This is a genomic window from Streptomyces sp. NPDC001549, assembly GCF_042894025.1.
Classification (GTDB): Bacteria; Actinomycetota; Actinomycetes; order Streptomycetales; family Streptomycetaceae; genus Streptomyces; species Streptomyces kutzneri.
On sequence record NZ_JBIAVJ010000001.1, the window covers coordinates 84,336 to 97,263 of the forward strand.

Below are 12,928 nucleotides of genomic sequence, written 5' to 3' on the forward strand. Positions count from 1 at the left end.
CGGAGCCCCGATCGCTCAGCCCCGCCGGCGTTTGAGGCGCGGGTCCGGGCGGAGCCCGGTTTCGGGAAGGGGCGGGGTGGGGGATGCCCCGCAGGGCCCGGCCCCTGACAGGAGCCGGACCCTGCGGGTGAAGGCGGCTACGCCACGACGGCCCGGCGGCGCCGGAGCAGCAGCAGCCCGCCCCCGCCCAGCGCGAGCGCCCCGCCGGCGACCGCCGCGACCGAAGTCACGCCGCCCTCGGCCGAGGCTTCGGCGTAACCACCCGCCATGCCCCGCGCGGCATACGCGGAGCCCGGCAGCTTGTCCCCGTACGCCCCGGCCACCCGGGCCCGGTAGGCGGCCAGGCTCGTGCCCCCGGCGCCCACGGCCCGCACCGCGTCCTCGTCCAGCGGCAGCACCCTGCTGCCCCCGGCCACGTACCAGGCGTCGATCTGCGGCTCCCGGAACACCGTCCCGCCGGGCAGCTTCTCCGCACCCAGTCGCGCGTAGCGGAACTCGTCGTCGCCGGTGGCGATGTTCACGACCTCCCAGCCGGCCTCCGTCCGCGCGGTCCACAGCGCGGCCTGCTGCCCGTCGGAGGAGACGGCCTTGCTGGCGAGGAATTCCAGGCGGGCGACGGATGCGCCCGCTCTGCCCGCAACGAACTCCGGGGAGAGGTGGCTGACCGGTATCGCCTCGCCCTCGATCCGGGGCTGCGCGGCCGTGAGGGAGACCCTGCCCTCCCGGGCGAAGAAGCGGGAGAGGGTGGCCAGGGTGTCGGGGGCGGTCGCCGCCCGCGCGGCGGCGGCCTTGTTCTCGGCGGTGGCGGCCTGGGGCTGCGGCACCGGACCCCGGGGAGCCGCGGCGGCCTGCGGGGCGAGGCCGAGGAGGGCGGTGGTGGCGAGGACCGCGGCTGCAGCGGCGGTGGCGGCGCGCAGGGTCATGGCGGTCACGCCCCGATCCGGTAGAGGGAGTGGGTCCAGGAGAAGGTGCTGTTGTTCACGTACCAGGAGTGCGAGGCCCAGTTGTAGCGGTCGCTGGAGGGCCAGGGGTCGCCCCAGTAGACCCAGTTGCTCGCGGTGTCGTAGCCGTAGACGACGTGCATGTGGCCGCCGCCGTTCGACCACTGGATGCGGGTCTCGACCGGCCGGTCGGCGTTGATCTCGGTCTGGACGGTGGAGTACTGGAGCCAGCCGCTGACGTACGAGCCGGGGTTGATGCCGGCCCAGCGCAGTCCGGTCTGGACGTTGCCCAGGGTGGCCTGGCTGTTGGGGCATTCGCTGCCTTGCTGGCGGTTGAAGGCGGCGTTGCAGAACTGGTTCTGGCTGTAGTTCCGGCCGAACCAGGTGGCGATGGTGTTGCCGCCGGCGGCCCAGCACCAGTTGGTCTTCGTCTGGGCCTGCATGGTGATGTTCAGGCGCTTGGTGGCGAGGGCCGAGTCGGTGCCGGCCTCGGCAGCGGCGGCGGTGCCGGTGCCGAGGGGCAGGGTGAACAGCAGAGCGGTGAGCACGGCGGTGAGGCAGGCGGCTGGGGAATGCCGCCTGTGTCGGTTGCGCATCGCGTTCCTCCCAATGTGGGGTGTGGGGGGTGGAGGAGCGCGTCCGGACGCTGTTCAGGAGCATCAGGGAGTTGTCGCGATCAGGTCAACACGCTTCAATACGCGGTGACATTGCTGTGTGAACGGTGGGGCTGCGGTGTGAACGGTTGCTGCCGTGTCACTTGGTCTCCCGGAGCCGCCGCCGCGATCCCCCGCGCCGGCCCGTGTGAACGTTCACGAAGGAGTCGCCATGCGGCCGACCGAGGACACGGCGGAACTCGGCCAGTTGCTGCGTGGCGGCCCCTTCCACCTCGCCCTGCGCGCCGCCCTCGCCGCGCGTGGACTGCCCCTGCACCGGGTGCAGCACCGGCTCGCGGCGCAGGGCATCAAGCTCGGTGTCACCAGCCTCAGCTACTGGCAGCAGGGCGCCCGGCGGCCGCGTCACCCGGAGTCGCTGCGGGCGGTCACCGCCCTGGAGCGGATCCTGGAACTGCCCGACGGCGCCCTCCTGCGCCTGCTGGCCGCCGAGGATCCCGGCCCCGGGTCCGCGCGCCCGCCCACCCGCTCGTACCGGGCCCTGTTCAGCCTGGGCGGGACGGTGGAGCGGCTGCTGGACGGGATGGACCTCCCGCCGGACGGCGGGCTGCACTCGGTCGGCCACCACGAGCGGGTCCGCATCGGACCGGCGGGTGAGCTGCGGGTCCGCGAGTCGCAGCAGATCGTCCGGGCGCACCGCGACGGCGTCGACCGCTATCTGGCCGTCCACCACGGCGACCCCGGCTGCGACGTGTCCCGGATGCGCGTGACGGCGTACGAGAACTGCCGCACGGGCCGGGTGCGGTGCCACCCGGAGTCCGGGGTGGTGGTCGCCGAACTGCTCTTCGACGCGCGGCTGCGGCGCGGGGACACCCACGTCTTCGGCTACGGGATCGAGGACGGCACCGGAGCCCGCAGCGGCGAGTACGTACGCGGGTTCAGCTACGCCGGCGGCCAGTACATGCTCCAGGTCAGCTTCGACGAGGCGGCCCTGCCGGTGCGCTGCCGGCGCTTCGCCCGGGGCGGGCCCGAGGCCCCGCGCACCGGACTCGTGGACCTGACGCCCAGCGGCCGGCACCGGGCGGTCCACCTGGTGGAGCAGTCGGTGCGGCGCGGGATCCTCGGGATCGCCTGGGACTGGGACTGAGGTCCAGGTCCGGGTCCGGGTCCGGGTCCGGGTGCGGTCTCGGGCGAGGGCGCGGGTCAGCCCGCGACGAGCTTGCCGTTCTCGGCCCGGACCGGGACGGCGGGCAGCGGGGCGGAGGCCGGACCGCGCAGGACCTTGCCGGTCTTCACGTCGAAGCGGCTGCCGTGGCAGGGGCAGTTCCCCTCGCCCTCGACGATCTTGTCCAGGACGCAGCCGGCGTGCGTGCACTGGGCGCTGAAGGCCTTGTACTGCCCCTCCGCCGGGCAGCTGACGATCAGCTTGTTCTCCCGGTACAGCTTCGCGCCGCCCACCGGGACATCGGCCGCGGCGCCCAGGTCCACCGGCGCGGTGGGGGTGGCGGGGGTGTTGCCTCCGCTGTTGGTCTCGGTGGAGCAGGCCGCGAGGGTCGCTCCGGCGCCCGCGGCCCCGGCGAGCGCGGCGGCGCCCTTGAGGACGGTACGGCGGGCGGGCGACTGCGGCGCGGGCATGCGGTTCTCCTGAGGTGCGGGCACGTGGGGAAGGGGTGCGGGGGCGGGGCTCGGGCCGGAACCCGGCCGGGGCACCGGCCCACCCGACGATACCTCCGTCCCATGAGGTAGCTTCCCCCGCGTGATCGTCGTCGGCGGAGAAGCCCTCATCGACCTGGTGCCCGTGGCGCGGCCGCCCGGGGCGCTGCTGCCCCGGCCGGGCGGCGGACCGTACAACACCGCGCTGGCGCTCGGGCGGCTCGGCGCCGAGGTGGCCTTCTGTTCCCGGGTCTCCTCGGACGGCTTCGGCGAGAGCCTGCTGGCCGGGCTGCGGGCCGCCGGGGTGGACCTGTCGCTGGTCCAGCGCGGACCGGAGCCGACCACGCTCGCCGTGCCCTCGCTGGCCCCGGACGGCTCGGCCTCGTACGGCTTCTACGTCGAGGGCACGGCGGACCGGCTGTTCACGCTGCCGCCCGCCCTCCCGGACGGGGTACGGGCCCTCGCGCTCGGCACCTGCTCGCTGGTCCTGGAACCGGGCGCGAGCGCTTACGAGGCCTTGCTGCGCCGGGAGTCCCGGCGCGGGGTGCTGACCCTGCTGGACCCCAACATCCGGCCGGCGCTGATCGCGGACCCGGCGGCGTACCGCGCACGCTTCCTGGAACGGCTGCTGCCGCACACGGGCGTCCTCAAGCTGTCGGAGGAGGACGCGGCCTGGCTGGGCGGCCGGGTCGGGGACTGGCTGGCGGCCGGACCGTCGGCGGTGGTGCTGACCCGGGGCGCGGCGGGCCTGACGGCCTGGACCCGGGAGGGCGGGGAGTACACGGCGGCGGCCCGTCCGGTGGCGGTGGTGGACACGATCGGCGCGGGCGACACCGTCAACGCCGCCCTGCTGCACCGGCTCGCCCTCGCGCCGGGCGGCCCGGTGGACTGGCCGCAGGTCCTGGCCCACGCCGCCCACGCGGCGGCCCTGACCTGCACGCGGGCGGGCGCGGAGCCGCCGTACGCGGCGGAGCTCAGCGAATAGCGGCCCAGACGGTGCGGGCCACGGCCGGGGCGAACTCCTCGACGGGCTGGACCACGTGGGCCCCGGAGAAGTGCAGGAAGAAGGCCCGCTGGAAGCAGGCGCCGAGCAGCAGGGCCGCGGCGGCCCGCGGATCGGCGTCGGGCCGCAGCCGGGCGGCGTCGAGCTCGCGCCGCAGCCGGCCGGCCAGTGCGTCCAGGACCAGGTGCGGTCCGGCCCCGATCTCCTGGACGCCCTCGCGGTGGCGGGTGAGCAGGGCGGGCTCGGCGAAGAGCGAGGCGGCCATGGGCATGGCGTCGGCGTAGAAGAGCGAGGCGTGCCGGGCGATCTCGGCGAGCGCCTCCTCGACGCCCCGCTCCCCCGGATCGGCCCGCAGGGCGGCCATGAGCGGGCCCGCGTTGGGGGTGCGCTCCAGCAGGACGCGGACGAAGAGCTCCTCCTTGTTCGCGAAGTACTTGTAGAGCGCGGCCTCCGAACAGCCGGCCTCGCGGGCGATGGCCTTGGTGGTGGCGTTGGCCAGGCCGCTGGTGCGCATCAGCTTCTCGGCGGCGTCGAGCAGCCGCTCGGGGGTGGGACGGCTTGACTTCGAGGTGAGCATTCACTCACCCTAGCGAAAGCAGGGGTGAGTGAATACTCACCCACCTCTCGTCGCGGAGGTACGACAATGAAGATCACGGTGTTCGGAGCCACGGGCGGCGTCGGCCGCGAGGTCGTCCGGCAGGCACTCGGCGCGGGGCACGAGGTGACCGCGGTGGTCCGGGACCCGGCGCGGCTGCCGGTTCCCGCGCACGAGCGGCTGCGGGTGGCCACGGTGGCCGACGTGACCGACCCGGAAGCGGTGCTGGCCGTGGTCGGCGGACAGGATGCGGTGGTCTCCGCACTGGGCGCGGCGAACAACAAGCAGGCCAGGGCGCATCCCATCGCGGGCCCGGCCCTGAGCGCGATCACCTCGGCCATGGACCGTGCGGGGGTGCGGCCGCTGTCGGCCGTGAGCGCCGCGCCCGTCGGCCCGCTGCCGGAGGGCGAGGGGCTGTTCACCCGCGCCGTGGTCTACCCGCTGCTGCGCCGACTGCTGCGGGACCTCTACGCGGACCTCGCGGACATGGAGGCGGCGATGGCCGCGAGCGGCACCCGGTGGACGGTCGTCCGGCCGCCGATGCTGCAGAACAAGCCGCACACCGGCACCTACCGCCGCGCGATCGGCGCCAACGTGCGCGGCGGCCGGGTCATCCCGCGCGCGGACGTCGCGGACGCCCTCCTGGCCACCCTGACGGACCCGGCCTGCGCCGGCCGCGCGGTGGGCGTCGCCTCCTGAGCGGAGCGAACGCGGGAGGGCCCGGCCATGGGGCCGGACCCTCCCGTCGTACCGAACCCGTACGCGAACTCGAACCCGTACGCGAACCCGTACGCGAACCCGTACGCGAACCCGTACGCGAACCCGTACGCGGCTCGGCGGCTACGCCTTGCGCGCCCGGGCCGTCGCCTTCTTGGCCGGAGCCGCCTTCTTCGCGGCGACGGCCTTGGTGGCCGCCGTCTTCTTCGCCGGGGCCTTCTTCGCCGTGGCCCGTACCGGAGACGCCGCCGCGTCCGACACCCGGTCAGCGCCCAGGATGTCCCGCAGGAACTTGCCCGTGTGGCTGGCGCCCACCGAGGCCACCGCCTCCGGCGTGCCTTCGGCCACCACCAGACCGCCGCCGTAGCCGCCCTCCGGGCCCATGTCGATGACCCAGTCCGCGGTCTTGATGACGTCCAGGTTGTGCTCGATGACGATCACCGAGTTCCCCTTGTCCACCAGCCCCGACAGCACCTTGATCAGCTTCGAGATGTCCTCGAAGTGCAGACCCGTGGTCGGCTCGTCCAGCACGTAGACCGTCCGGCCCGTCGACCGCTTCTGGAGCTCGGAGGCCAGCTTCACGCGCTGCGCCTCACCACCCGAGAGGGTCGGCGCGGACTGGCCGAGGCGGACGTAGCCCAGCCCGACCTCGTTGAGCGTCTTGAGGTGACGCGCGATCGTCGGCACCGCCTCGAAGAAGCCCAGCGCCTCCTCGATCGGCATGTTCAGGACTTCCGCGATGGACTTGCCCTTGTAGTGGACCTCCAGCGTCTCCCGGTTGTACCGGTCGCCGTGGCAGACCTCGCACGGGACGTAGACGTCCGGCAGGAAGTTCATCTCGATCTTGATCGTGCCGTCACCGGCGCAGTTCTCGCACCGGCCGCCCTTCACGTTGAAGGAGAAGCGGCCCGGCAGATAGCCGCGCACCTTCGCCTCCATCGTCTCCGCGAACAGCTTGCGGACATGGTCGAAGACACCGGTGTACGTGGCCGGGTTGGAGCGCGGGGTGCGGCCGATCGGCGACTGGTCGACGTGCACGACCTTGTCGACGAGGTCGTCTCCGTCGACCCGCGTGTGCCGGCCCGGCACCGAGCGGGCGCCGTTCAGCTCACGCGCCAGGTGCGTGTAGAGGATGTCGTTGACCAGCGTCGACTTGCCCGAACCCGACACACCGGTCACGGCCGTCAGCACACCCAGCGGGAAGGACACGTCGATGTCCCGCAGGTTGTTCTCCTTGGCGCCGTGGACGGTCAGCTTGCGCTCCCCGTTCACGGGCCGGCGGATGTCCGGGATCTCGATGGACTTCTTGCCCGAGAGGTACTGCCCGGTCATCGACTCGGTGTTCTTCAGCAGGTCCTTCAGCGACCCGCTGTGCACCACCTTGCCGCCGTGCTCGCCCGCACCCGGACCGATGTCCACGACCCAGTCGGCCACCTTGATCGTGTCCTCGTCGTGCTCGACCACGATGAGCGTGTTGCCCATGTCCCGCAGCCGCACCAGGGTCTCGATCAGCCGGTGGTTGTCCCGCTGGTGCAGACCGATGGACGGCTCGTCCAGCACGTAGAGCACGCCGACGAGACCGGAGCCGATCTGGGTGGCGAGCCGGATGCGCTGGGCCTCGCCGCCCGACAGCGTGCCGGCGGCCCGGTTGAGCGAAAGGTAGTCGAGACCGACGTCCACGAGGAAGCGGAGCCGCTCGTTGACCTCCTTGAGGACCCGCTCGGCGATCTTCTTGTCGCGGGCGTCGAGGCGCATCCGCCCCAGGAAGTCCGCGCACTCACTGATCGACATGGCGGCGACCTCGGCGATGGACTTCTCCATCACCGTCACGGCGAGCACGATCGGCTTGAGGCGGGTGCCCTCACAGGTCGGGCAGGGCACCTCGCGCATGTAGCCCTCGAAGCGCTCGCGGCTGGCGTCGCTCTCCGACTCCGCGTGCCGCCGCTTGACGAACGGCACGGCGCCCTCGAAGGCCGTCGTGTACGCCCGCTCCCGCCCGTACCGGTTGCGGTAGCGGACCTCGATCTGCGTCTTGTGCCCGTACAGCAGGGCCTTCTTCGCGCGCGCCGGCAGCCCGGCCCACGCGATGTCGGTGCGGAAGCCCAGCTCCTGGGCGAGCGCGCCGATCAGCCGCTGGAAGTAGTCCTTGGTGTGGCCGAGCGACCACGGCGAGACCGCGCCCTCGTCCAGGGACTTGTCCTCGTCCGGAATGATCAGCTCCGGGTCCACCTCCATGCGCGTACCGATACCCGTGCACTCGGGACAGGCGCCGAAGGGCGAGTTGAAGGAGAAGGAGCGCGGCTCCAGCTCCTCGAAGGACAGGTCGTCATAGGGGCAGTAGAGGTGCTCGGAGTACATCCGCTCACGCTCGGGGTCGTCCTCGGCGAGGTCGACGAAGTCCAGGATCACCATGCCGCCGGAGAGGCCGAGGGCCGTCTCCACGGAGTCGGTGAGCCGGCGCTTGGCGCTCTCCTTGACGGTGAGGCGGTCGATGACCACCTCGATGGTGTGCTTCTCCTGCTTCTTCAGCGTGGGCGGCTCGGAGAGCTGGATGGTCTCCCCGTCCACCCGCGCCCGGCTGTAGCCCTTGGTCTGGAGATCGGAGAAGAGGTCGACGAACTCGCCCTTGCGCTCGCGCACCAGCGGCGAGAGCACCTGGAAGCGGCTGCCCTCGGGGAGCGCGAGCACCTTGTCGACGATCGCCTGCGGCGACTGGCGCGAGATGGGACGGCGGCACTCGGGGCAGTGCGGCTTGCCGATACGGGCGAAGAGGAGGCGGAGGTAGTCGTAGACCTCGGTGATGGTGCCCACGGTCGAGCGCGGGTTGCGCGAGGTCGACTTCTGGTCGATCGAGACGGCCGGGGAGAGGCCCTCGATGAAGTCGACGTCGGGCTTGTCCATCTGCCCGAGGAACTGGCGGGCGTACGACGAGAGCGACTCGACGTAGCGGCGCTGACCCTCGGCGAAGATCGTGTCGAAGGCCAGGGAGGACTTGCCCGACCCGGAGAGTCCGGTGAAGACGATGAGTGAGTCGCGGGGCAGGTCGAGCGAGACGTTCTTCAGGTTGTGCTCGCGAGCGCCACGAACGATGAGATGGTCGGTCACGCCGGTCCGCACCTTTCTTGAGAGAGCGGGGGCACGGGCCCCCGTCCCAGGGTATGGGGGGCGCCTCTGCGATGGACTTGGTCCTTGGACTTCCGAGCGTATAGCACGCACATTCGATTTACGGCACTCCGCAGACCGCTTCACCCAATCGTGTGGCCGCGCCCGGTGAACCACTAGGCTCGCCGTCATGACTGATCATGTGCACGACCTGCGATCTGTACGTGAAGCCACGGACCGGCTGCTGACCGCTGTCGCGAAACTGGACAACGCAGCCCTCGCCGAGGAGTCACACCTCCCGGGCTGGACCCGCGGCCACATCCTGGCCCACCTCGCACGCAACGCGGACGCGCTCGTCAACGTCTTCGAGGGACGCCCGATGTACGAGAGCGCCACCGCCCGCGACGCGGACATCGAGCGCGACGCCGGCCGGTCCCTCGAAGAACACCTGACGGACCTCCGTGATTCCGCGGCCCGCTTCATGGCCACCTCCGAGCCCGACCAGGACTGGACGCGCACGGTCGAGCTGCGCAACGGCATCACCGACCTCGCCGCCAACGTGCCCTTCCGGCGCTGGGTCGAGGTCGATCTGCACCACGTCGACCTGAACATCGGCTACGAGCTCACCGACCTCCCGGACGAGTTCACCGAGCGCGAGATCGTCTTCCTCGCCGACCGCTGGTCCGGCCGCCCCGAGGTGCCGCCGGCGGCCCTCGCCGCGACCGACGGACGGAACTGGCGCACCGGCTCCGCCGGGGATCCCGCCGTGACCGTGTCCGGTACCGCCGCGGGGCTGCTGGCCTGGCTGGCCGGCCGCGGCGACAAGGGCGCCTCCCTGACCACCTCGGGCGGCCCCCTCCCCGGGCTCCCCCCGCTCTAGGATCAAGGCATGACGTACACCGGAGAGGTCAAGGTCGGCGGTCCCGCCGACGTGCACGAACTTGCGGACCTGATGATTTCCAAGGTCGCGGTGGGCCCGATGAACAACAACGCCTACCTGCTGCGCTGCCGCGCCACCGACGAGCAGCTGCTCATCGACGCGGCCGCCGAGGCGGGCACCCTGCTCAGCCTGATCGGCGACGACGGCATCACGTCCGTGGTCACCACGCACCGGCACGGCGACCACTGGGGCGCGCTCGCCGAGGTGGTCGAGGCGACCGGTGCGCGCACCTACGCGGGCGCCCTCGACGCCGAGGGCATCCCGGTGGCGACCGACGTGCCCGTCGCCGACGGGGACACGGTCACGGTCGGACGGGTCAGCCTGACCGCCCGCCACCTGGTCGGCCACACCCCCGGCTCGATCGCGCTCGTCTACGACGACCCGCACGGGCACGCGCACGTGTTCACCGGCGACTGCCTCTTCCCGGGCGGCGTCGGCAACACGCACGACGACCCGAAGGCCTTCACCAGCCTGCTCGACGACGTCGAGCACAAGCTGTTCGAGCAGCTGTCGGACGAGACCTGGGTCTACCCGGGTCACGGCAACGACACCACCCTCGGCGCCGAGCGTCCGCACCTGGCCGCATGGCGCGAGCGCGGCTGGTAGGCACCGCAACGCGTCAACTTCGAGACGCGAAGCACTCCTTCCGGTCGCTTACGGCCGAACTCACGTCCTGAGGGGCGGGGGGCGGGTATCTGGTGCGGCATGCCACACGACCCGTCCCCGCCCCTGGCCTCCTCCGCCCCCGAGGCCTCCCCCGGCGCTTCCCCCGCTCCTTCCCCCGCCCCTTCCCGCGTCCCTTCTCCCGCCACGCCGCCCGAGACCCCGCCCGCCGAAGCCGACGGCTCCGCCGGGCCCGGCATGCTGCGACTGGCCACGGCCTCGCTCGCCGGGACCGCGATCGAGTTCTACGACTTCTTCGTCTACGGGACGGCCGCCGCCCTCGTGCTCGGCCCGCTCTTCTTCCCTTCCTTCTCCCCGCTCGCCGGAACCCTCGCCGCCTTCGGCACCTTCGGCGTCGGCTTCCTGGCCCGCCCGCTCGGTTCGGCGGTCTTCGGCCACATCGGCGACCGCTACGGCAGGCGCCCGGTGCTGCTCGCCTCCCTGCTGCTCACCGGCCTCGCCACCGTGGCCGTCGGCTGCGTGCCCTCGTACGGCTCGATCGGCATGGCCGCGCCCGTACTCCTGCTCCTGCTGCGCTTCCTGCAGGGCCTCGGGCTGGGCGGGGAGTGGGGCGGCGCCGTACTGCTGACCGCCGAGCACGCCCCCGAGCGGCGGCGCGGGCTGTGGTCGAGCTTCCCGCAGATGGGCCCGGCGGTGGGCTTCCTGCTCGCCAACGGCCTGATGCTGGGGCTGTCCGCGTCGCTGACCGATGCCCAGTTCACCGCCTGGGGGTGGCGGGTGCCGTTCTGGGCGGCCGGGGTGCTGGCGCTGGCCGGGCTGTGGCTGCGCCGCTCGGTGGAGGAGACCCCGCAGTTCCGGGCGCTGGCCGCGACGGACCGGCGGGCCGAGGCCCCGCTGACCGAGGTGTTCCGGGGCCACTGGCGGCTGCTCCTGCTGACCGGCGGGGCGCTCGCCGTCGGGTACGCCGTCTTCTACGCGGTCACCACCTGGTCCCTCGCCTACGCCGCCGAGCACCTCCCGGTGAGCCGCACGGCGATGCTGGCCTGCATCATGGCCGCGGTCGCGATCAAGGGCCTGGTGACCCCGCTGATCGCGGTGCTCGGCGACCGCTACGGGCGGCGGCCGCTGTGCCTGATCGGGTGCGCGATCTGCGCGGTGTGGATGTTCCCGCTGGTGGCACTGTTGCGGACGGCCGATCCGCTGCTGATGACGGTCGGCTTCACCGGGGCGCTGCTGGGCATGGTGACGATGTTCTCGGTGGTGGCCGCGTACCTGCCCGAGCTGTACGCGCCGCGGATCCGCTGCACGGGCGCGGCCGTCGGCTACAACCTGGGCGGTGTGCTGGGCGGGGCGCTGACCCCGATCGTGGCGACGGCGCTGGCGGACGGTTCCGGTCCGCCGTGGGGTGTCGCGCTGTACCTGACCGGGATCGCCCTGGTCAGCCTGGTCTGCTTCGCGCTGCTGCCGGAGACCGGTCCGGCCGTCGTGTCGAGGCGGGCGGCCGCGGGCCGGGCGACGGAAACGGGGGCGGCCGAAGCGGCCGCCCCCGTGTAGGTCCTTCGGATCCTGCGATCCGGTTACGCGTCGATGCTCTCCGGGCGGGCGGCGGCCTCGGCCGCCGCCTGCTTCTTCGAGGCCATCAGGCTGGTGATCGTGGTGATGACCAGGACACCGCAGATGACGCCGAGGGAGACCGGGATCGAGATCACCGGAACGCCGACGCCGTTCTCGTGCAGGGCGTGGAGCACCAGCTTGACGCCGATGAAGCCGAGGATGATCGACAGGCCGTAGCTGAGGTGGACCAGCTTCTTCAGCAGACCGCCGATGAGGAAGTACAGCTGGCGCAGACCCATCAGCGCGAAGGCGTTGGCCGTGAAGACGATGTACGGGTCCTGGGTGAGGCCGAAGATCGCGGGGATGGAGTCCAGGGCGAACAGCACGTCGGTGGTGCCGATGGCGAGCATGACGACCATCAGCGGGGTCAGCACGCGCTTGCCGTTGGTGACGATGAAGAGCTTGGTGCCGTGGTACTGGTCGGCGACGCCGAACTTCTTCTCGACGGACTTGAGGAGACGGTTCTCCTCGAACTCCTCGTCGTCCTCGTCCTTGCGGGCCTCCTGGATCAGCTTCCACGCGGTGTAGATCAGGAACGCGCCGAAGATGTAGAAGACCCAGGAGAAGCTGGCGATGATCGCGGCGCCGGCGGCGATGAAGACCGCACGCAGGACCAGGGCGATCAGTACGCCGATGAGCAGCACGCGCTGCTGGAGGTGGGACGGCACCGCGAACTTCGCCATGATCAGGACGAAGACGAAGAGGTTGTCGACGCTCAGCGACTTCTCGGTGATGAAGCCCGCGAAGAACTCCTGTGACGCCTGGGGGTTGCCGAAGAACCACAGGCCGAGGCCGAAGAGTCCGGCGAGGACGATCCAGACGACCGTCCAGGTGCCGGCCTCCTTGATCGACACGTCGTGCGGCTTGCGGCCGATGAAGAAATCGGCACCGATGAGGAGGGACAGACCAAGAATGGTCGCAGCCCACAGGGCCCAGGAAACTTCCATGGTGAACACGCCTCCGGCGGATGGCTCAGCACTTCGTCAGCGTCATCGCTGCCGGAGGTCTCTTCCACCCGGGCGGCCTGGAGGCCGTGGGCCGACGCCCCGGGACCGACTGCGTTCATCAGAACCGCAGTGGTCCGTATTGACGGGTACGCCGTAGCAGGAAAGCAGGAATACTCCCCTC

12 protein-coding genes are annotated in these 12,928 nt (G+C 71.9%); 6 read left to right on the forward strand and 6 right to left on the reverse strand.

Features of this window, described 5'->3' with window-relative positions:
* Positions 1-137 precede the first annotated feature (137 nt).
* Together ACFY04_RS00395 and ACFY04_RS00400 are read right to left on the reverse strand one after the other, a co-directional pair.
* Positions 138-923, reverse strand: coding sequence for a hypothetical protein (locus tag ACFY04_RS00395; protein ID WP_389113897.1), 786 nt, complete (start codon positions 921-923; stop codon positions 138-140).
* 5 nt (positions 924-928) lie between these two features.
* Entirely contained in the window at positions 929-1,537 is a 609-nt protein-coding gene (locus tag ACFY04_RS00400) for a papain-like cysteine protease family protein (RefSeq protein WP_389113459.1), read from the reverse strand.
* Between the two features lie 229 nt (positions 1,538-1,766).
* Between ACFY04_RS00400 and ACFY04_RS00405 the strand changes: the two genes are divergently transcribed.
* Positions 1,767-2,699, forward strand: coding sequence for a hypothetical protein (locus ACFY04_RS00405; RefSeq protein WP_314249030.1), 933 nt, complete (start codon positions 1,767-1,769; stop codon positions 2,697-2,699).
* A 56-nt stretch (positions 2,700-2,755) separates the two neighbouring features.
* Here ACFY04_RS00405 and ACFY04_RS00410 read toward each other — a convergent pair whose 3' ends face one another.
* Positions 2,756-3,187: a Rieske (2Fe-2S) protein gene (locus ACFY04_RS00410; protein ID WP_389113462.1), complete on the reverse strand. Its 432-nt coding sequence runs from the start codon at positions 3,185-3,187 to the stop codon at positions 2,756-2,758.
* A gap of 121 nt (positions 3,188-3,308) precedes the next feature.
* Between ACFY04_RS00410 and ACFY04_RS00415 the strand changes: the two genes are divergently transcribed.
* Positions 3,309-4,190 (forward strand): carbohydrate kinase, encoded by an 882-nt coding sequence (locus ACFY04_RS00415; protein ID WP_389113464.1) that lies wholly within the window; start codon positions 3,309-3,311, stop codon positions 4,188-4,190.
* Here the strand turns inward: ACFY04_RS00415 and ACFY04_RS00420 are convergent.
* Complete coding sequence (locus ACFY04_RS00420) at positions 4,180-4,785, reverse strand: TetR/AcrR family transcriptional regulator (protein ID WP_389113466.1); 606 nt, start codon at positions 4,783-4,785, stop codon at positions 4,180-4,182. The two genes, ACFY04_RS00415 and ACFY04_RS00420, sit on opposite strands and share 11 nt — an antisense overlap.
* Before the next feature lie 66 nt (positions 4,786-4,851).
* Here ACFY04_RS00420 and ACFY04_RS00425 point away from each other — a divergent pair, with 66 nt between their 5' ends.
* Positions 4,852-5,502 (forward strand): NAD(P)-dependent oxidoreductase, encoded by a 651-nt coding sequence (locus tag ACFY04_RS00425; RefSeq protein ID WP_389113468.1) that lies wholly within the window; start codon positions 4,852-4,854, stop codon positions 5,500-5,502.
* A 141-nt stretch (positions 5,503-5,643) separates the two neighbouring features.
* On the opposite strand, the gene uvrA is transcribed toward ACFY04_RS00425, so the two are convergent.
* On the reverse strand, positions 5,644-8,625 hold the full coding sequence (uvrA, locus tag ACFY04_RS00430) for an excinuclease ABC subunit UvrA (protein ID WP_389113470.1): 2,982 nt from the start codon (positions 8,623-8,625) through the stop codon (positions 5,644-5,646).
* 187 nt (positions 8,626-8,812) lie between these two features.
* Here uvrA and ACFY04_RS00435 point away from each other — a divergent pair, with 187 nt between their 5' ends.
* The 3 genes from ACFY04_RS00435 to ACFY04_RS00445 all read left to right on the forward strand — a co-directional run bounded on the left by ACFY04_RS00435 (position 8,813) and on the right by ACFY04_RS00445 (position 11,740).
* Positions 8,813-9,502 carry a maleylpyruvate isomerase family mycothiol-dependent enzyme gene (locus ACFY04_RS00435; RefSeq protein ID WP_389113472.1) on the forward strand — a complete coding sequence of 230 codons (690 nt, stop codon included), beginning with the start codon at positions 8,813-8,815 and terminating at the stop codon, positions 9,500-9,502.
* 9 nt (positions 9,503-9,511) lie between these two features.
* Complete coding sequence (locus ACFY04_RS00440) at positions 9,512-10,168, forward strand: MBL fold metallo-hydrolase (protein WP_389113474.1); 657 nt, start codon at positions 9,512-9,514, stop codon at positions 10,166-10,168.
* Positions 10,169-10,423: 255 nt separating this feature from the next.
* Complete coding sequence (locus ACFY04_RS00445) at positions 10,424-11,740, forward strand: MFS transporter (RefSeq protein WP_389113898.1); 1,317 nt, start codon at positions 10,424-10,426, stop codon at positions 11,738-11,740.
* 23 nt (positions 11,741-11,763) lie between these two features.
* Here ACFY04_RS00445 and ACFY04_RS00450 read toward each other — a convergent pair whose 3' ends face one another.
* Positions 11,764-12,747 carry a TerC family protein gene (locus ACFY04_RS00450; RefSeq protein WP_389113476.1) on the reverse strand — a complete coding sequence of 328 codons (984 nt, stop codon included), beginning with the start codon at positions 12,745-12,747 and terminating at the stop codon, positions 11,764-11,766.
* Positions 12,748-12,928: the final 181 nt, after the last annotated feature.